This is a genomic window from Alteriqipengyuania sp. (assembly GCF_964222115.1).
Taxonomy (GTDB): Bacteria; Pseudomonadota; Alphaproteobacteria; order Sphingomonadales; family Sphingomonadaceae; genus Alteriqipengyuania.
Map to the genome: position 1 here is coordinate 1 of NZ_CAXQBM010000048.1, position 18,160 is coordinate 18,160.

The following is an 18,160-nucleotide window of genomic DNA, read 5'->3' on the forward strand; positions in this document are numbered from 1 at the left end:
CCTACACGACGCTCTTCCGATCTTTTTCAGCGCTTCGAGGCCGCCCTGAGGCATCGAGAACGGATTATGCGAGAACTCGATCTTGCCGGTCGCCTCGTCCAATTCGAACATCGGGAAATCGACGATCCAGCAGAACTTGAAGCAGCCCTGTTCGATCAGGCCCAGTTCCTCACCGCAACGTGTGCGCGCGGCCCCTGCCAGCTTGGCCGCTTCCTTGGGCTTGCCGGCTGCAAAGAACAGGCCGTCGTTCTCGCCGAGGCCAAGCTCGTCGTAAATCTTCTGCATGTTCTCGGGGCCGTGGTTCTTGGCGATCGGCCCGCCGAACTCACCCTGCTTGCGCGTGACATAGCCGAGCCCGGCAAACCCTTCGCGCTTCGACCAGTCGTTCATGTCGTCGAAGAACTTGCGGCTCTTCTCGTGCGTACCCGGCGCAGGGATCGCGCGCACGATCCCGCCGCCACCGACAATTTTCTCGAAGATGCCGAAGCCGGATTTCTCGAAATGATGCGTCACGTCCGAAATCAGGATCGGGTTGCGCAGGTCGGGCTTGTCGCTGCCATACTTGAGCATCGCTTCGGCGTAGGGGATGCGCGGGAACTCGCCTGCAGGCGTCACCGACTTGCCGCCAGAGAACTCTTCGAACACGCCCGCCAGCACCGGCTCGATCGCCTGGAAGACGTCTTCCTGCGTCACGAAGCTCATTTCGAAATCGAGCTGGTAGAACTCCGGCGAACGGTCGGCGCGCAGGTCTTCGTCGCGGAAGCACGGCGCGATCTGGAAATAGCGGTCGAAGCCGGCGACCATCAGCAGCTGCTTGAACATCTGCGGCGCCTGCGGCAGCGCGTAGAAGCGGCCCGGATGCAGGCGGCTCGGCACCAGGTAGTCGCGCGCGCCTTCGGGCGACGATGCGCCCAGGATCGGGGTCTGGAATTCGGAAAAGCCCTGGTCGATCATCCGGCGACGCAGCGAGGTAATAACCTTGTTGCGCAGCATGATGTTCTTGTGAACGCGCTCGCGCCGCAGGTCGACGAAGCGGTACTTGAGGCGTATGTCCTCCGGGTATTCCTGTTCACCAGCGACGGGCAGCGGCAATTCCTCGGCCGCCGACTGCACGGTGGCGGACTTGGCGAACACCTCGATCGCGCCGGTCGGCAGGTTGGCGTTCTTCGTTTCCTCGGACCGCGCCTTCACCACGCCATCGATGGTGATGACGCTTTCGGACTTGAGCGATTCCAGCAGGGCCAGCGCCTCGCTGTCTTCGTCCGCAACGATCTGCGTGATGCCGTAATGATCGCGCAGGTCGATAAATAGCACGCCGCCATGGTCGCGCGTACGGTGCACCCAGCCCGACAGGCGAACCTCTTGCCCGACATGATCCGCGCGAAGCTGTGCGCAATTATGGGTACGGTAGGCGTGCATCTTGGAAACTTTCCGGTTTGGGGATTAAGGCGCTAGGGCGTGGCGACGGTATGTCGGCAAGATGCCCGGTGTTCCGCGCGCGCTAACAGGCGATAGCCCCGCTTTTGTCAAGCGTGGCTCGCCCATGTCAACGGGGCGCATGGCCCGAGGGCGGCACTCCGCCCGACACAGGGAATACGACTGAAATGAAAATCCACGATCTGATCACCACCACCGACAAGCTGGCCGAACTGTGCGAACGGCTCAGCAGCAACGATTTCGTGTGCGTCGACACCGAATTCATGCGCGAAAATACCTACTGGCCGGAACTCTGCCTGATCCAGGTCGGCGACGAGAACGAGGCTGCGGCAATCGACCCGCTGGCGAAGGGAATCGACCTCAAGCCCCTGCTCGATCTGCTGTGCGAGAACGAGGATGTGTTGAAGGTCTTCCATGCCGGCGGGCAGGATGTGGAAATCTTCTACAACCTGACCGGCAAGACCCCGCACCCGATCTTCGACACGCAGATCGCGATGATGGCAATCAGCCAGTCCGAACAGATCGGCTATGCCAATCTTGTCGAAAGCTGGCTCGACAAGACCATCGACAAGGGCGCGCGCTTTACCGACTGGAGCCGCCGCCCGCTGACCGACCGGCAACTGGAATATGCCATCGGCGACGTGACCTACCTCGCGAAGATCTTTCCCAAAATCCTCAAAAAGCTGGTGAAAACCGGGCGCGGCGAATGGCTGAATGCCGAGATGGAAAAGCTCGCCGATCCGGAAAACTATGCGATCGATCCCAGCAAATCGTGGAAGCGTATCCGCGCGCAAGGTCGCAATCCGCAAGTCCTCGGACGATTGAAGGCACTGGCGGCGTGGCGCGAGGGCGAAGCGCAGCACAAGAATATCCCGCGTGGTCGCATCATGCGCGACGAGACGCTGGCCGATATCGCTTCGCATCCGCCCAAGAAGCAGGCGGATCTCGCCAAGGTGCGCGGTCTTTCCAATGCGTGGAGGGATAACGAGATCGGCAACCGGCTGATGGAGGTGCTCGAAGATGCAGAGCCGTTGCCGACCGACGAATTGCCGCAACGAAACAACCGTGGCGCGCCGCTCGGCAAGGAAGGCGCGCTGGTCGCCGACCTGCTCAAGCTGCTGCTGAAGATCCGGGCGCGCGAAATCGACGTCGCCCCTCGCCTGCTGACCCGTGCGGACGAGCTGGAGCAGCTCGCAGCGGGCGTACGCGACCTGCCGATCCTGCAAAGCTGGCGACGCGAAGTTTTCGGCAGCGATGCGCTGGACCTGGTCGAAGGCAAACTTGCCTTCGCGGTCGAGCAGGGCAAGCTCAAGATGACGCATATCGACGAGGTGGCGGGCTAACGCGCGATGAGCACTTACCTGCCCACCATTCGCCAGTTGCAATACCTGGTCGCGCTGCACGAGCATGGCCATTTCGGGCGTGCCGCCGATGCCAGCTTCGTGTCGCAATCGACGCTGTCGGCGGGCATTCGCGAACTCGAAACCCTGCTCGACGTGACACTGGTGGAGCGCAGCCGACGGGTGGTCCGCTTCACACCGCTTGGCCATCAGGTGGTGGAGAAAGCCCACGCCTTGCTGCGACAGGCCGAAGACCTGTCCGACCTGGTGCGCGCGGCAGGTCAGCCGCTGACAGGCACATTGCGCATGAGTGTGATCCCCACCATCGCGCCCTTCCTTCTACCGCGGATACTGCCGCGCTTGCGCCAGGAGCGCCCCGATCTCGAACTGTTCCTGCGCGAGGAAACCAGCAGCGATGCGGTCGAGTCGTTGCACCACGGGCGGGTCGATTGCGTGCTGCTGGCCCTCCCCTTCGCGACCGGCGAAGTCGAGCAGGCGATCATCGGGGAGGATCGCTTCTTCGTCGCCTATCCGGGTGACGAACCGCGCGAACTCCCCGAAGAAATCCGCCCCGAGACAATCGAGGATGGGCGGCTGCTCCTGCTCGAAGACGGGCACTGCCTTAAAGAACACGCGCTGGCCGCGTGCAATCGGCCCGAATTGCGCGCCGCGACCAGCATGATCGGCACCTCGCTCCACACACTTGTGCAAATGGTCGACAACGGCCTCGGCGTGACGATGCTGCCCGAAATGGCGCTTGAGGCGGGCATCCTCAAAGGCACCAATGTGATCGCGCGCCCGCTCGATTCGCCCGCGGCGACTCGGGACATCGCCTTGATATGGCGCAGGAACAGCCCGCGCGAAGCCGATTTCCGGCTGCTCGCAGAGGAGCTGAAGGCAGGATAGTTATCTGCATTTGTCACTTGATGCGTTCGCAGCTTGCAGACACCTTTGCCTTCGAACCGCTGAATTGCGGACAAGCCCGGAGGAACCAATGGCCGACGCGAACACTCCCAACCTGTTCCTGCTTTACACGCTCAAGGACGGGGTTAGTCCCGAGGATTTCGAGCGCTGGGTGATCGAGACGGATTATCCCTCCATGCGCGGCCTTGCCCGCGTACAGAGTTTCCGGACCTTCCGTGCCGAACGCCTGTTGATCGGCGAAGGTGCGCCGGGAGTGGCCTATATCGAAGCTTTTGCGATTCCTGATCTCGAAGGGTTTGTCGCCGAGGACCTGGGCGGCGCGACCGTCCAGAGTGTCATGGGCGAATTCATGGGGTTGGTGGATGCACCGCAATTCATCGTCGTGAGCGAAGTGAAATAGCCTCCATCGATGCGCATCCTTTCGTGTTCGGCAGAATAAGAATTCGCCGCGCAAACTACGCCATACCCCTCCACGAAATCTGTCTGGCAGACCGAAATTTGCTGGCGGGTGCGCCCTCGCCGCCAAAAAACTTTCAAAAAACCGAGACATCGACCGTGCCTTTATGGCACATTCCCAATCCTGCAATGACGGGATTGAACGGGTAAACACATCATTTCGGGTCGCACCGCACGAACAAGTCACTGAAATCGCGATATTGGATCAGTCACACGGGGGTGGGGATGACGGCAGTCTGGAAGGATTCGAGAGTTAGCGGGATAGCGACGACCCGGATCAACCCTCGCTGGATCGACGAAGAATCCCCGCGCGTCGTTATCGACGACATCGCTGCCCGCCCCAGCCTGCATCCGCACATCATCACTTTCGCCAATGAAAAAGGCGGCGTTGGCAAGTCGACCCTCGCCTTCCACGTAGCCATCGCCCTTGCCCATGCCGGCGCACGAGTCGTGGCGATCGACCTGGATCGGCGCCAGCGGACACTCGAGCGTGGCCTGACCTATCGCAACGGCACAGCGAGCAATCTGGGCATTGCGCTTCCTACACCGCAGTTCGGTGTGCTCGATCATCCCAGCACGGCCGCGATCTATCAGACGATCAACCGGCTCGGGGCCGATGCGGATTTCGTCATCCTCGATGCGGCGGGTGCCGATTCACCGGTGTTCCGGAGAGTGGTTGCCCTGGCGGACACATTGGTGACGCCGGTCAACGCCTCCTTCCTCGATCTGGAGCTGTTGGGGCGAGTGAACCCGATCAGCGGGGTACCCGAACACACGGGGTGTTTCGGCCAGACTGTTTCCGAGCTGCGTGAAGAGAAATTCTCGCGCGAAATGGGGCGGATCGAATGGGTGGTCGTGAAGAACCGGGTGCGTGCATCCGAAAAACGCCACATAAATCGGGTCGATGACGCGCTGGAGCGGCTCGCAATCAGTCACGATTTCCGGATTGGCCAAGGATTGAGCGAAAGAGTGGCATTTCGCGAACTCTTCCAGTTCGGCCTGACGCATCTCGATCTCCCGCTGATCCCGGACATGATCCGTCCGCAGGCCTCCAGCCCCGACGAGGTAGCTGCGCTGATCGAAGATCTCGGCCTGAAGATCGAGCCACGCGCGAGCCTGCCCTTGCCTACGAGGCCCGCTGCACGTGTCCTTAAACGGACGCGGACCGATTTTCGCGCCGCGCTGAACGCTGCGGTCTGATCGGCTGGATCAGCCTCGCGCCAGACAAATCTGGTTTCGCCCGCTTTCTTTCGCACGATAAAGGGCTTCGTCCGCGGCTGCGAGCGCCTCTCGCGGATCGGCAAATTGCGCAACGTCCGCAATCCCGCCCGAAAACGTGACGATTCCAAACGGTTTGTCCGTACGGCGGTTGATCATGCGGCGACTGGCCAGTTCCTCACGCGCAATATCAAGTTTGGCCCAGGCATCGACCGGTTCAACCCCGCGGCTCAGCAGGACGAATTCCTCGCCGCCGTGGCGGGCAACATAGCAATCCCTGCCGCACTGCTGGACCAGAGTGTCGGCCACCTCTCGGATAATCCGGTCCCCAGCTTCATGTCCGTGTGAATCATTGATCGCCTTGAACCGGTCGATATCGCAATAGGCAACGCTAAGCGCCTCGCCTGCAGCACGTGCCCGCGCGTGCTCGTCCCGCAGAACCTCTTCGAACGCTCGGCGGTTAGGCAATCCCGTGAGGAAATCGACTTCGGCGTCCCGCCTTGCACGATCGAGATTCTTGCGCAGTGCGGCAGTCTCTCGCTCGCTCTCGCGCAGCTCATCCTCGATCTGGCGGGACCGGGCGAGCATGGCCTTCGCAAAATCGGCCAGTTGCGCGATCACTTCCTCGGTCTGGGATGCGCCGTTCAGGCCATCGACCCGGCGTTCCAGCTCATCGCCATATTCGGATGTCGCGAGGCGCATACTCTTGGTTGCACGCGATAATTCCTCGATGCCTTGCTCCAGCGCAAGGGCCAAATCCTCGATCGTGCGGTTGTCCGAACACGGGTCTTCCGAGGCAGCTTGTTCAAGCCATTCGACCGTAATCGGCTCGCCAAATTCACCTTGTCGTTCGATGCTTCTGGAAAAAGCGGGATTGAGCCCGCAGCATGCTTCGTGTGCAGCGCGAAGTGTAAACGGCGTCACGTCGAGATCATGGTCCGCCAGAAAAGACCGAATATCGTTGACCAAGCGTCGGCGGGCGCGAAGCTCGGCCCTACTCGTCGCGTGATCGCCGGCAGCTTCCAGTGCGACGGGACGCGGGCGGAACAGCCCGACGCGCTGGAGAATATTATCCGAAAGGCTGTCAGCCTCGATTGCCGGTTGGGTCGCCATGCCCCCTTATGGCGCGCCGTTCGTTTATTCCGTGATAATATGCGCGCAAAATTTTGCGAAACTGCGCGCTATGTATCCATGTGTTTCAGTCCGACACGCAAATAGCCGTAGCCGGTCACACAGGTGAGGAACGCGGCAATCCACAGCGCGCCAAGCCCGACCCACCGGATCAGCCCGATTTCGGGTAGCACGCCGGAGAAGATCAGCAGGCCCAGCGCAATCATTTGCAAGGTAGTCTTCCATTTGGCGAGCCGACTGACCGGGACCGACACCTGAATTCCGCCGAGGAATTCCCGCAGGCCGGACACAATAATCTCGCGCATCAAGATGATCAGCCCGGCAACCACATGCGCATCGCCCACGATAGGCCCGGTAAGACCGCCCTTGGCCGTGAGGATCAGGATTACTGCGGCAACCATGATCTTGTCGGCAATCGGATCGAGGAACTGCCCGAGCTTCGACACGGTGCCCTGCGCGCGCGCCAGCAAGCCATCGAAATAATCGGTGATCGCTGCAGCACAGTACAACAAAAGGCCGATCGCATACCCAAGTGCCCAGTCGGGCCACCACAGGAACAGCACGAGCAAGGGCACCGCAAGGATGCGCGACAGGGTGAGGATGTTGGGAAGCGTCAGCATTTGGTGATCAATGCCCCTAATCGATCCTAGGTCCGAGAAAAAGCGGCTTGTGCCCTTGGCTTTGGACGTTCTCGTGTACTAACGCCATGCGGGATCGGCGCTGTAGGGCGTTCCGGAGTGGATTTATGACGACGTTGAGACTGCTGCGACGGCGGCGCTTCCTGCCGCTGTTCTGCACCCAGTTGCTCAACGCCTTCAACGATAATCTGTACAAGACCGCGATGGTCCTATTCGTGGTCTATGCGGTCTATAACGACCCCGAGGCCGAAACGCAGTTCAGCGCCATCGCGTCCGCCCTGTTCATCGCGCCCTTCATTTTCGTGTCGGCAATATCGGGCCAGCTCGCCGATCTGCGCAACAAGGCGAAGATCATCCGCACGGTCAAATTGTGCGAGATCGGGCTGATGAGCCTGGGGGCTTTGGGCCTCTTCCTCGCCTGGCAGGGCGTGCTGGTTCATACCGTCGCCATTCCACTCATGCTGTTCGCGCTCTTCCTTGCCGGGCTGCAATCGACCTTCCTGGGGCCGATCAAATATTCGATCCTGCCGCAGCATCTGCGTAGGAAAGAGGTGCTGGCTGGCACCGGACTGATCGAGGCAGGCACGTATCTTGCCATCCTGTTCGGCACGATCATCGCAGGCTGGATCCCGGTGGAAGCGGCGATGGCGCTGATCCTCGTGACCGCACTGGTTGGCTATCAGGTCAGCCGCCGCATCCCGGACGCGCCTGCTATGGGCGAAGGTGAACAGGTCGACTGGAATGTCCTGCGATCCTCGGGAGCGCTGGTACGCTACGTGATGAAGGATCGCGTGATCTATCTTGCGACCATAGCAATCAGCGTGTTCTGGACCGTGGGCGCCATCCTGTTCATCCAGTTCCCGCCGCTCGCAAAGAATGTGATCCATGCGAGCAAGGAAGTCGCGACGCTGTTCATCGTGATGTTCTCGATTGGCATTGCGGTCGGGTCGGTCATCATCAACCACCTTCTCAAGGGCGAGGTGTCGGCCCGCTATGGTTCGATCAGCGTCGTCGCGATGGGGTTCTTCATTACCATTTTCTACCTATTCGTGCGTCAGTGGCCGAGCGGGTTCGACGGGGAACTGCTGAGCGTGTCGCAATTCCTCGCCTACCCGCTCGCCTGGATCCTGCTCGGCGTGCTGCTGTGCATTGCAATCTGCGGGGGCGTGTTCGTCGTGCCGCTCTATGCGTTTCTCACTACGCGCGTGGCGGGCGACAAGGCATCGCGCACGATTGCCGCGACAAACATGATCAGCTCTGTCTTCATGGTCGGCGGCGCCGTGCTCGCCGTGCTGATGACCTTGGTCGGGATCGGGATAGAGGAGCAGGTGCTGGCCAGCGTGGTGCTTTGCGTACTCACCAGCTGGTATGTGCGGAAACTCTATGACGAGGAACACCTCCCCAGCATCCACCTCGACGGGGGCTGAGGCTTCCTAGAAAATGAACACCAGCGCGCCCGCCAGGCACGCGACATAGGCGCCCAGGAACCCCATCCAGTCGTTCTGCGCCCACGACCAGCGCGTCGACCGCAGCATGCGGCCGCGCTGCAGATCCGGTCGCACCATCAGCGACGCACGGAAAGGATGGCGGGCGGATTCGTTCGTAAGGACAAGGGAGCGTCTCATGGCGGACAGGATTAACTTCCCGGTAAGGTTTGGCGAGCGCCGCCTCGCACTCGTCCGCCGGTGGGACACGCACCGCCGCAAAGTCTTAACGCGCGCAGCCGATTGCCCCGGACGGGCGGGCGCATTAGGGGCGCTGGGATGACCGACCATACTCCTCCGCCAGCGGCGCGATTGCTCGTCGATTGTCTCGCCCAGCAAGGCTGCGATCGCATTTTCACCGTACCGGGCGAGAGTTTTCTCCCTGTGCTGGATGCGCTGGTCGACCGGCCCGAAATCGATGTCGTGACCTGCCGGCAGGAAGGCGGCGTCGCGTTCATGGCTTGCGCGGATGGCGCAATGACCCAGAGGCCGGGGGTTGCTTTCGTCACGCGGGGGCCGGGCGCCACAAATGCAAGCATCGGCGTGCATGTCGCCCACCAGGACAGCCAGCCGATGATTCTGTTCATCGGGGACGTGGCACGCGGCATGCGCGACCGTGAGGGATTTCAGGAAATCGATTTCCCCGCCTTCTTCACCCCGATCTGCAAGTGGGCTGCGCGGATCGAACATGCAGATCGTATCCCCGAATATATCGCGCGGGCATATTCCACGGCGATCTCGGGGCGCCCCGGACCGGTGGTGCTCGCGCTGCCGGAAGACATGCTGTACGACGCGACCGACGCGATCCCGCGCGGACAGGTCGCGCGACCGGCGCAGGCGCCGTGCCCCGATGCCATGCAGGCGATGATGGCCCTGATCGGCGACGCTGCCGCACCCCTGGCGATCATCGGCGGGGCAGGCTGGAATGCCAAGGCGCGCGAGTACTTCCAGCTCTTCGCAGAGCGACTGGGGCTACCCGTCGCCACCGCCTTCCGGCGACAGGATGCGATATCGCCTACCTCGCCGGTCTATGCGGGCAATCTCGGATACGGCCCCAACCCGAAACTGGTGAAACGCACCACGGCGGCAGACCTGCTGCTGGTGGTCGGTGCACGGCTGGGTGAAGCGACGACGGACGGCTACACCGTGCCTCCGATCGACGGGCAGGATCGGGCGCTGATCCACATCCATCCCGACCCGGAAGAGCTAGGCAGCGTATATCCTGTCGATCTCGCGATCTGTGCCAGCATGGACGAATTTGCGGAAAGTGCCGCGCTTTGGGCTGGTGAGGATCCGCTGTCTTTCGACGCCGGAGCGCAGGCGCACAGCGAGTGGGCGGAATGGGCGACCGCGCATCCATCGGACACTTACCCGCTCGACCTGGCGGCCTGCGTGCAGTTCATGCGCGACACGCTGCCTGCCGAAACCATCATCTGCAACGGGGCAGGCAATTTCGCGGGCTGGTGGCATCGCTACTGGCGCTATGCGAGCTTTCCCAGCCAGCTCGCGCCCACTTGCGGCGCGATGGGATACGGCGTTCCCGCGGCGGTGGCGGCTGCGAAGCGCTTTCCTAACCGCACCGTGGTCGCCGTGGCGGGCGACGGCGATTTCCTGATGAACGGGCAGGAATTGGCCAGTGCCGCACAAGCCGGGTGCGATCTGCTCGTGATCGTGGTCGACAATAGTGGCTACGGAACCATCCGCATGCACCAGGAGCGCGAATTCCCGTCGCGCGTTTCGGCCACACTGCTCTCCAACCCCGACTTCGCAGCTTTTGCAGCGAGTTTTGGTGCGTGGAACGCCACTGCCAATACGACTCAAAGCTTCAAGGATGCGCTGGTCGATGCACACGGACGGTCGGGCGTGCGTCTAATTCATGCGAAGATCGACATCGAACAGCTGGCAGCCAGCGGCGCCACCATCAGTGGTTTGCGGGCAAAAGTCTGACCAGAACGAAAAAGGGCGGCGCCAGATCGGCACCGCCCTTTCCTTCGCATTGCTGCGTGACGATCAGATATCGTCGCCCAGAGCGCCTTGCAGTTCGCCCTTCGTCTGCTGGGCCTTGCCCTTCACTTCTTGGCCACGACCTTCGGCGCGCGTTTCGGGATCGTTTGATTGCTGCTTGGCTTCGCCAATGGCTTCGTTGACGTTGCCTTCGATCTTGCTCTTCAGTTCACCCATGGGGCTTCTCCGTTTCATTGCTCTGGCGTCATTGCCAATATGCAAAACCAACAGAGAAACAGGGTGTTAAGTTCCGTTGCGGCGGCAAAGGTGCGCCAAACGGAGCGCAATTTGCGACCAAGCTCAGACGCCTGCCATCTCGAGGATGATTGACCATTCATCGGGCATCACCTCGCACACGGAGAGCCGCGAAAGCTTCACCAGCTGCATCTCGGCCAGCCGAGGCTCTGCCTTCACCTGCTTGAGTGTGACCGTGTTGGGCAGCTTGGTCTTGGGCTTCACACGTACTGCCGCCCACTTGCCGCTCTCGTCGGTCGGGTCGGTCAGTCCTGCTTCGCTGATTTCCACGATGCCGACGATTTCGCGACCAATGTTGGAATGGTAGAAAAAGGCCTGGTCGCCCACCTCCATGGCAGCAAGGTTGTTCTTTGCGAGGTGGTTGCGCACCCCGTCCCACACACCCTCGCCCTCTTTTACAAGGTCATCCCAGCCATAAACATCAGGCTCCGATTTCATTAGCCAATAGCGCAAGTCGTCTCCTTTCCCGTCAGGCATTTCCTAGCCAAGCAACGCGTTGCCCGGCGCACCGTGCCGTGCAGTCCTGCCATTCCCCGGCAGGGAACGGCGACTGCCGACCATGGGCATTTACCCGATTTTCAGCACCTCGTGCCAGACAGGGTGCAACAACATACTCTTTGACGGGATCGGGATTGAAACTCCGCATGGAGAAAAAGAAGGATCAACTGCCCCGCCTGGACAAGGCGCAGCGCGATATCGTGATGCTGGGCATTGCGACCGCGGCGATCCTTCTTTTTGTGGGAATCGGCGGCACGGTGATGCCGCAGGTCGCCCAACATTGGGTCGACAGCAGCGTTGCCCCTCCCGACACTGCCCTGGTCAACGCACTGCTTCTCAACATCGCGCTCATCATCTTCGGCTGGCGCCGTTATTCGGACCTGCGCAAGGAAATCGACCAGCGGCGGGAAGCCGAAGAAAAGGCGAAACGCCTGTCGCAACTCGATCCGCTGACCGGGTGCTTCAACCGCAGGTCTGCAACCGAGAAACTGATGAACGCCATCGCCGGAGAGGGTCTGGCGCACCGATATGCCGGGTTCGTCATGATCGACCTCGACGGCTTCAAGGAAATCAACGATACCAATGGCCATCAGGCAGGTGACGAAGTGCTGCTGTCGATCGCCGACAGACTGCGGGAAGTCGCCCCCGAGGGCGCCAGCGTTGCCCGGTTGGGCGGCGATGAATTCGCGGTGATCCTTCAGATCTCCGATACCGATCTAGAAGTGGTGGAAAGCTGGGTCAGCGTGATGATCGCTAAGATCGCGCTACCCATCGAGACCGAGATGGGCCCGCTCAATGTCACAATCTCCGCCGGTGTCGCAGTCCATGATGTGGGCAAACAGGTCGCAAATCTGGAAGGCGCGGCGCGCAAGTTGATGCACCGCGCGGACCTCGCGATGTACCAGGCGAAGAAAGATGGCCGGAACCGGTATTGCTGGTTCGATACCGCGATGGAGGTCGAAGCCCGATTGCGACGCGAGATGGAAGCCGCGATTCGCAAAGGGCTCGAACGCGGGGAATTTTCACCCCACTACGAGCAGCAGGTCGATCTGGAAACCGGGCAACTTGTGGGATTCGAAATGCTCGCCCGCTGGACTTCCGCCGATCTCGGCCCTGTCAGCCCGGACATCTTCATTCCCGTCGCCGAAAACTGCGGCCTGATAGGGGCGCTTTCCGAATCGCTGATCGGTCGCGCGCTCGAGGATGCGAAAAGTTGGGACAAGAGCCTGTCCCTGTCGGTGAACATTTCCCCGATGCAGTTGCGCGACCCATGGTTCCCGCAAAAGCTGCTGAAACTTTTGCTCGCCAGCGAATTTCCGCCAGCCCGGCTGGACGTAGAAATTTCGGAAAGCTGCCTGCAAGAGAACCTCTCTGCCGTGCAGACCATGATCGTCAGCCTCAAGAATCTGGGCGTGCGCGTCAGTCTCGACGATTTCGGGACCGGATTCGCCACGCTGACCCAGCTGCGCACCCTGCCCTTTGATCGCGTGAAGATCGATCGCAGTTTCGTGGGCGAATTGCGCAAGGTTGCCGAGGCAGCGTCCGAGGGCGCAATCGACCGCGAGCAGCATGATCATATCGTCAGTACGCTCGTCTCGCTCGGCAAGGGGCTGCACATTCCGGTCACTGCCGAGGGGATCGAGGATGCATCGATCCTCGAAACGCTGCGCTCGATGGGTGAGATGAAGGGCCAGGGTTATCTCTACGGGAAGCCGGAGGATGCCGCCGCGGTCCTCAAGCGCCTGGCACAGCTGAACATGCTGTCGGAACCCTCTGTGGCGAATACCGAGGACGACCAGCGCAAGAGCGCCTGACCTTTACCTGACGCTGCGCCCGCCATAGATGCGAGCCGACATGCGGATTTCTTTCGTCAAGATGCACGGACTGGGCAACGATTTCGCGATCCTCGACGGTCGCGAGAGCGAACTGCCGCGTCTGACTTCGGCGCAAATTCGTGCACTGGCCGATCGCAATCGCGGGATCGGCTTCGATCAGCTGATCGTGCTGGGCCGCTCGGAAGTTGCGGACCTGGCAATGCAGATTCACAACGCAGACGGTGGTGAAGTGCAGTCCTGCGGCAATGCGACCCGTGCGGTCGCGGTTCTGCATGGCAAGCCGGCCAGTATCGAAACCGCAGGCGGCATCCTCCAGGTGCGGCCGGGCGAGCATATGGCCGAGGCTTCGATGGGTCGCCCGCGCTTCGACTGGCAGGACATCCCGCTTGCCTATGCGATGGATACGCGCGAGATGCCGCTGGGTTGGGACATGCTCGAAAGGCCGAGCGCCGTGAATGTCGGCAATCCGCACGTGGTCTTCTTCGTCGACGATGTTACCGACATTCCGCTCGACCATCTGGGGCCGCAGATAGAGACCGACCCGCTGTTTCCCGAACGGATCAATGTGAATGTCGCGCAGGTCGTCGCCCGCGATGCGATCAAGCTACGAGTGTGGGAACGCGGTGCAGGCCTGACGCTGGCATGCGGCACTGGTGCCTGCGCCACGACGGCGGTCGCCTATCGGCAGGGCCTGGTCGATGCCAAGGTCAAGGTCACGCTGCCCGGCGGCATCCTGACCATCCGGCACGACGCGGAGGGCGCCATCCACATGGCGGGCCCTGCAAGCGAGAGCTATCGCGGATCGTTCGAGCTGGACGACTTTTCTTGAGCAGCGAACGGGTCATTTCGCTCGGCTGTCGTCTCAATCACGCCGAGAGCGAACGGATTGCCGCACTGGTCGAGGCAGAGCGCGGTCTGGTGGTCGTCAATTCCTGTTCGGTCACGCGCGAGGCGGTACGCCACACGCGGCAGGCGATCCGGCGGGCGCGCAAGGCGCATCCCGATGCGCGGTTGCTGGTAACCGGATGCGCTGCAGAGACCGAGCGTGAAGCCCTGGGCGCGATGGAAGAGGTCGACGGGTTCGTCGCCAATGCAGCCAAGTTGGATGCACGCAGCTGGAACCTGCCAGAACCGCGCACAACGCACCAACAAACGCGCACAAGGGCGTTCATCGGCGTACAGAACGGGTGCGACCATGCCTGCACCTTCTGCAGCATTCCTCAGGGTCGCGGCACCAGCCGTTCCGACCCGATCGCGACCGTCCTTCGCAATGTTGAAACCGGAATCGAGAGCGGTGCCAATGAAGTGGTCCTGACGGGGGTCGATCTCACTTCGTGGGGCCATGATCTTTCCGGCGAACCGCGACTCGGGGTGCTGGTCGAGGCGATCCTGCGCGAATTCCCGCAGCTACCGCGGCTGCGTCTCTCCTCGGTCGACGGGATCGAGATTGACGACACGCTGTTCGATCTGATCGCGAACGAAGCGCGTGTAATGCCGCACCTCCATCTCTCGCTCCAGCACGGCAGCGACCTGATCCTCAAGCGGATGAAACGGCGGCACAGCCGCGCTCAGGCGATCGATCTGGTTGCGCAGCTCAAGGCTCAGCGGCCCGAGATTGCCATCGGGGCGGACCTGATCGCGGGCTTCCCGACCGAAACCGACGCGCATCACGCGGACAATCTCTCGATCATCGCCGCGTGCGAAATCGTGCACGGGCACATTTTCCCCTACTCGCCACGTGACGGCACGCCCGCTGCGCGCATGCCGCAGGTCGATGTGCCGGTGATCAAGGCACGGGCGGCCGAATTGCGCGCAGCCGTTCGGCAGGTGCGCGATACATGGCTCGAAAGCCTGATCGGGCACGAGCATCGCGTTCTCGCGGAAAAGGACAGCAGCGGCTACACGCCGCACTTCGCCCGAGTCGCAGTGCCCGATGGCACCGCGCCGGGCAGCATCGTACGCCTCACACCAACCCGGATCATCGAAGGAATGCTCGCATGAGCGACAGCGCCTCCAACTGGAGCGACCGCCTGCTGGGCGGCTTTCGCAAGACCTCGGATCGCCTGAGCGAGAATATCGCACCTGTAGGAAACGCACGTCTTGACGACGCAACGCTCGACGAGATCGAGGATGCGCTGATCATGTCGGACCTTGGCCCCGAAGCGGCGGGCCGCGTGCGCGAGGCGCTGCGCGAACAGCGTTTCGGCAACGAGATTACCGAACGCCAGCTACGCGAGGCGGTGGCGGAGGAAATCGCCGCGATCCTGCGTCCGGTGGCCAAACCGCTGGAAGTCACCGCCTTCCCGCGCCCGCAGGTGGTCCTAGTGATCGGCGTCAACGGCAGCGGCAAGACGACCACCATCGCCAAGCTCGCGCACCTGTTCATGGAAGACGATTACGAGGTGATGCTGGCGGCGGGCGACACCTTCCGCGCGGCTGCGATCGGCCAATTGCAGACCTGGGCGGACCGCGTGGGCGTGCCGCTGGTGCGCGGGCCCGAGGGCGGCGACCCGGCCAGCATCGTGTTCGATGCGGTCAAGCGGGGGACCAACGAAGGCACCGACGCGCTGATCGTCGATACCGCCGGGCGCCTGCAGAACAAGCGCGAGCTGATGGACGAGCTGGCCAAGATCAGGAAGGTGCTGGGGCGGCTGAATCCCGAGGCACCGCACGATGTCGTGCTGGTGCTCGATGCGACCAACGGCCAGAACGCGTTGAGCCAGATCGACGTGTTCCGGGAAGTCGCGGGCGTCACCGGGCTCATCATGACCAAGCTGGACGGCACTGCGAGGGGCGGCGTGCTGGTCGCCGCGGCGCAGAAATACGGCCTGCCGATCCATGCCATCGGCGTGGGCGAGCAGCTCGACGACCTGCGGCCTTTCGATCCCGATATCGTCGCGCGTGTGATTGCGGGAGTGGCATAACCTCTTGCGCTCCCCATCCCGTTCGTGGTGAGCCTATCGAACCGCGAACGTGGGCGCATTGTTCGCCCTTCGACAGGCTCAGGACGAACGGAAATCATGACTGACCCTACCCCCGAAACCCAATCGAAACCCAAATCCGGCTGGCTGAATGTCGCGATCGACTACGGCCCACTGATCGTCTTCCTCGTCAGCTTCTACCTGTTCCGCCCCGAGGGCGAGGATTCGGTTGGCACGCTGTTCGCAATCATCAAATCGACCGGCGCCTTCATCGTCGCGGCCATCGCGGCGGTGATCGCGAGCAAGCTGGTGCTTGGACACGTGTCGAAAATGCTGATGCTGTCGACCGTATTGATCGTCGGTTTCGGCGGGCTGACGATCCTGCTGCGCGATCCCTTCTACGTGCAGGTCAAACCCACCGTGCTCTACGCCTTCTTCGGGGTCGTGCTGTTGGTCGGCTGGTTCAAGGGCAAGGCTTTCCTCCAATGGCTGCTGGAGGCAGCGTTCGAAGGGTTGTCGCAGGAGGGCTGGCTCAAACTGTCTCGCAACTGGGGCGTGTTCTTCCTGTTCCTCGCGGTGCTGAACGAGGCGCTGCGCCTGTCATTGAGCTTCGAGTCCTGGCTTTGGGCCAAGCTGTGGGTGTTCATGGGGCTCAGCCTCGCCTTCACCTTCACGCAGATCCCGATGCTGCTGAAACACGGGTTGGACCCGGAACGGAACGAGGGCCTGCCCGACGAGGAACCACCAACGGGCTGACGCCTGCGGGCAGGCGCGCGGTTCAGGGGGTAGCCTCGGCCGCGCCGCCTTCCCCGCCATCGCTCGCGACCAGGCCCAGCCGCGTCGCCATCCAGTTGATGGTCGGGCCCTGAATGATGCTCGATAGCAGGACGACGAAGAACACGATGTTGAAGATCGTGAAGGCGCTGGGCACGCCCGCAACCATGGGGAAGGTTGCCAGCACGATCGGCACCGCACCGCGCAGGCCCGCCCATGAAACGAACAGCTTTGCGCGCCAGCCGAACCGGCGGAACGGTGCAAGGCAGATGAAGACGCTCAGCGGCCTTGCGACGAACATCAGGATGACGGTGATCGCCAGCCCGGGCAACACCACTCCGGTAAGGTTCGACGGCGTGATCAGCAGGCCGAGCGTGAGGAACATCACTACCTGCGCAAGCCAAGCCAGCCCGTCCTGAAAGGTCGATACGATGGCGCGGGCACGATACGTTCGGTTACCGGCGGCGAGGCCTGCAACATACGCGGCGAGGAAACCGTTGCCGCCCAACACCGATGCCAGCCCGAACGCGATCAGCGCGGCGGCGATCGAGATGACGAAGGCCAGCCCGCCGTGCCGGTACTGCGTGCGCTTGAGCACCTCGGGCATCAGGTAGCCCGCCCCCAGCCCGATCACCGCGCCGAGCACCATCTGCAGCACGAACTGCGGCATGAGGGTGACGGGCGAGAACTCGGGCATGGTGATGAACATCAGCGCCGCGCCGACCAGGAAGATCGCCATCGGATCGTTGGAGCCCGATTCCACTTCGATCAGCGCAGGCACGTCCCCATGCAGGTCGAGCCCGGTCGATCGCAGGATCGCGAACACCGCCGCCGCATCGGTGGAGGCGACGATCGCGCCCAGCAGGAAGCCTTGGAAAGGACTGAAATCGAGCAACAGCACTGCAGAGAGCGCGACGACGCCCGCACTCACCAGCACGCCCGCCGTTGCAAGGACCAAAGCTGGCGCGGCCACGCGGCGCACATCGCGCCAATCGGTGTCGATCCCGCCCGAAAACAGGATGAAGATAAGGCACGCAATGCCGACGCCCTGCGTCAGCTGGTAATCGTCGAAAACGATACCGCCCGGCCCGTCGACCCCGGCGATCATCCCGAGACACAGGAACCCGATTAGTGCGGGCAGGCCGAAGCGGCTGGAGAGCGACCCGGCGAAGACGGTCGCCATCAGTAGGATACCGAGGGTGAGGAGGGCAACTTCCGGGCTAACGCTGAGCATGTGCCCATGTG

General features: G+C 62.2%; 18 protein-coding genes. 11 read left to right on the plus strand and 7 right to left on the minus strand.

All coding sequences use genetic code 11. The annotated features are described in order from the left end of the window. A partial coding sequence (aspS, locus tag ACEQXE_RS07370) for an aspartate--tRNA ligase (RefSeq protein ID WP_372524233.1) occupies positions 1 to 1,419 on the minus strand: 1,419 nt, incomplete at its 3' end. A gap of 185 nt (positions 1,420 to 1,604) precedes the next feature. Here aspS and rnd point away from each other — a divergent pair. The 4 genes from rnd (at position 1,605) to ACEQXE_RS07390 (ending at position 5,357) form a co-directional block, all read left to right on the plus strand. Next, positions 1,605 to 2,780, plus strand: a complete 1,176-nt coding sequence (gene rnd, locus ACEQXE_RS07375) for a ribonuclease D (protein WP_370178257.1) — start codon at positions 1,605 to 1,607, stop codon at positions 2,778 to 2,780. A 6-nt stretch (positions 2,781 to 2,786) separates the two neighbouring features. Then, complete coding sequence (locus tag ACEQXE_RS07380; RefSeq protein WP_370178258.1) at positions 2,787 to 3,683, plus strand: hydrogen peroxide-inducible genes activator; 897 nt, start codon at positions 2,787 to 2,789, stop codon at positions 3,681 to 3,683. Between the two features lie 88 nt (positions 3,684 to 3,771). Further along, on the plus strand, positions 3,772 to 4,101 hold the full coding sequence (locus ACEQXE_RS07385) for a hypothetical protein (protein ID WP_370178259.1): 330 nt from the start codon (positions 3,772 to 3,774) through the stop codon (positions 4,099 to 4,101). A gap of 281 nt (positions 4,102 to 4,382) precedes the next feature. Beyond that, positions 4,383 to 5,357 (plus strand): division plane positioning ATPase MipZ, encoded by a 975-nt coding sequence (locus tag ACEQXE_RS07390; RefSeq protein WP_370178260.1) that lies wholly within the window; start codon positions 4,383 to 4,385, stop codon positions 5,355 to 5,357. Between the two features lie 9 nt (positions 5,358 to 5,366). Here ACEQXE_RS07390 and ACEQXE_RS07395 read toward each other — a convergent pair whose 3' ends face one another. Continuing rightward, positions 5,367 to 6,488 carry a diguanylate cyclase domain-containing protein gene (locus tag ACEQXE_RS07395; RefSeq protein WP_370178261.1) on the minus strand — a complete coding sequence of 374 codons (1,122 nt, stop codon included), beginning with the start codon at positions 6,486 to 6,488 and terminating at the stop codon, positions 5,367 to 5,369. 68 nt (positions 6,489 to 6,556) lie between these two features. Continuing rightward, positions 6,557 to 7,126 carry a CDP-diacylglycerol--glycerol-3-phosphate 3-phosphatidyltransferase gene (gene pgsA, locus ACEQXE_RS07400; protein ID WP_370178262.1) on the minus strand — a complete coding sequence of 190 codons (570 nt, stop codon included), beginning with the start codon at positions 7,124 to 7,126 and terminating at the stop codon, positions 6,557 to 6,559. Between the two features lie 125 nt (positions 7,127 to 7,251). Between pgsA and ACEQXE_RS07405 the strand changes: the two genes are divergently transcribed. Next, on the plus strand, positions 7,252 to 8,571 hold the full coding sequence (locus tag ACEQXE_RS07405) for an MFS transporter (RefSeq protein WP_370178263.1): 1,320 nt from the start codon (positions 7,252 to 7,254) through the stop codon (positions 8,569 to 8,571). Between the two features lie 6 nt (positions 8,572 to 8,577). Here the strand turns inward: ACEQXE_RS07405 and ACEQXE_RS07410 are convergent, their stop codons facing one another. Then, positions 8,578 to 8,769: a hypothetical protein gene (locus tag ACEQXE_RS07410; protein ID WP_370182463.1), complete on the minus strand. Its 192-nt coding sequence runs from the start codon at positions 8,767 to 8,769 to the stop codon at positions 8,578 to 8,580. Positions 8,770 to 8,907: 138 nt separating this feature from the next. On the opposite strand from ACEQXE_RS07410, the gene ACEQXE_RS07415 reads away from it, so the two are divergent. Then, a complete protein-coding gene (locus ACEQXE_RS07415; RefSeq protein WP_370178264.1) occupies positions 8,908 to 10,575 on the plus strand; it encodes a thiamine pyrophosphate-dependent enzyme in 1,668 nt (555 codons plus the stop codon). A 63-nt stretch (positions 10,576 to 10,638) separates the two neighbouring features. On the opposite strand, the gene ACEQXE_RS07420 is transcribed toward ACEQXE_RS07415, so the two are convergent. After that, positions 10,639 to 10,809 carry a CsbD family protein gene (locus tag ACEQXE_RS07420; protein ID WP_370178265.1) on the minus strand — a complete coding sequence of 57 codons (171 nt, stop codon included), beginning with the start codon at positions 10,807 to 10,809 and terminating at the stop codon, positions 10,639 to 10,641. Positions 10,810 to 10,932: 123 nt separating this feature from the next. Then, on the minus strand, positions 10,933 to 11,325 hold the full coding sequence (locus ACEQXE_RS07425; RefSeq protein ID WP_370178266.1) for an EVE domain-containing protein: 393 nt from the start codon (positions 11,323 to 11,325) through the stop codon (positions 10,933 to 10,935). 206 nt (positions 11,326 to 11,531) lie between these two features. On the opposite strand from ACEQXE_RS07425, the gene ACEQXE_RS07430 reads away from it, so the two are divergent. From ACEQXE_RS07430 to ACEQXE_RS07450, 5 genes are all read left to right on the plus strand, one after another. Further along, entirely contained in the window at positions 11,532 to 13,199 is a 1,668-nt protein-coding gene (locus ACEQXE_RS07430; protein WP_370182466.1) for a putative bifunctional diguanylate cyclase/phosphodiesterase, read from the plus strand. A 40-nt stretch (positions 13,200 to 13,239) separates the two neighbouring features. After that, positions 13,240 to 14,049 carry a diaminopimelate epimerase gene (gene dapF / locus ACEQXE_RS07435; RefSeq protein WP_370178268.1) on the plus strand — a complete coding sequence of 270 codons (810 nt, stop codon included), beginning with the start codon at positions 13,240 to 13,242 and terminating at the stop codon, positions 14,047 to 14,049. Continuing rightward, the gene (locus ACEQXE_RS07440; RefSeq protein ID WP_370178269.1) at positions 14,046 to 15,221 is read left to right on the plus strand and encodes a MiaB/RimO family radical SAM methylthiotransferase; all 1,176 of its coding nucleotides are present in this window, start codon (positions 14,046 to 14,048) and stop codon (positions 15,219 to 15,221) included. Before dapF ends, ACEQXE_RS07440 begins: the two co-directional genes overlap by 4 nt. After that, complete coding sequence (gene ftsY / locus ACEQXE_RS07445) at positions 15,218 to 16,144, plus strand: signal recognition particle-docking protein FtsY (RefSeq protein ID WP_370178270.1); 927 nt, start codon at positions 15,218 to 15,220, stop codon at positions 16,142 to 16,144. The genes ACEQXE_RS07440 and ftsY overlap by 4 nt, the downstream gene beginning before the upstream one ends. A 96-nt stretch (positions 16,145 to 16,240) precedes the next feature. Then, entirely contained in the window at positions 16,241 to 16,897 is a 657-nt protein-coding gene (locus ACEQXE_RS07450) for an inner membrane-spanning protein YciB (protein ID WP_370178271.1), read from the plus strand. Between the two features lie 22 nt (positions 16,898 to 16,919). On the opposite strand, the gene ACEQXE_RS07455 is transcribed toward ACEQXE_RS07450, so the two are convergent. Then, positions 16,920 to 18,149 (minus strand): potassium/proton antiporter, encoded by a 1,230-nt coding sequence (locus ACEQXE_RS07455; RefSeq protein WP_370178272.1) that lies wholly within the window; start codon positions 18,147 to 18,149, stop codon positions 16,920 to 16,922. Positions 18,150 to 18,160: the final 11 nt, after the last annotated feature.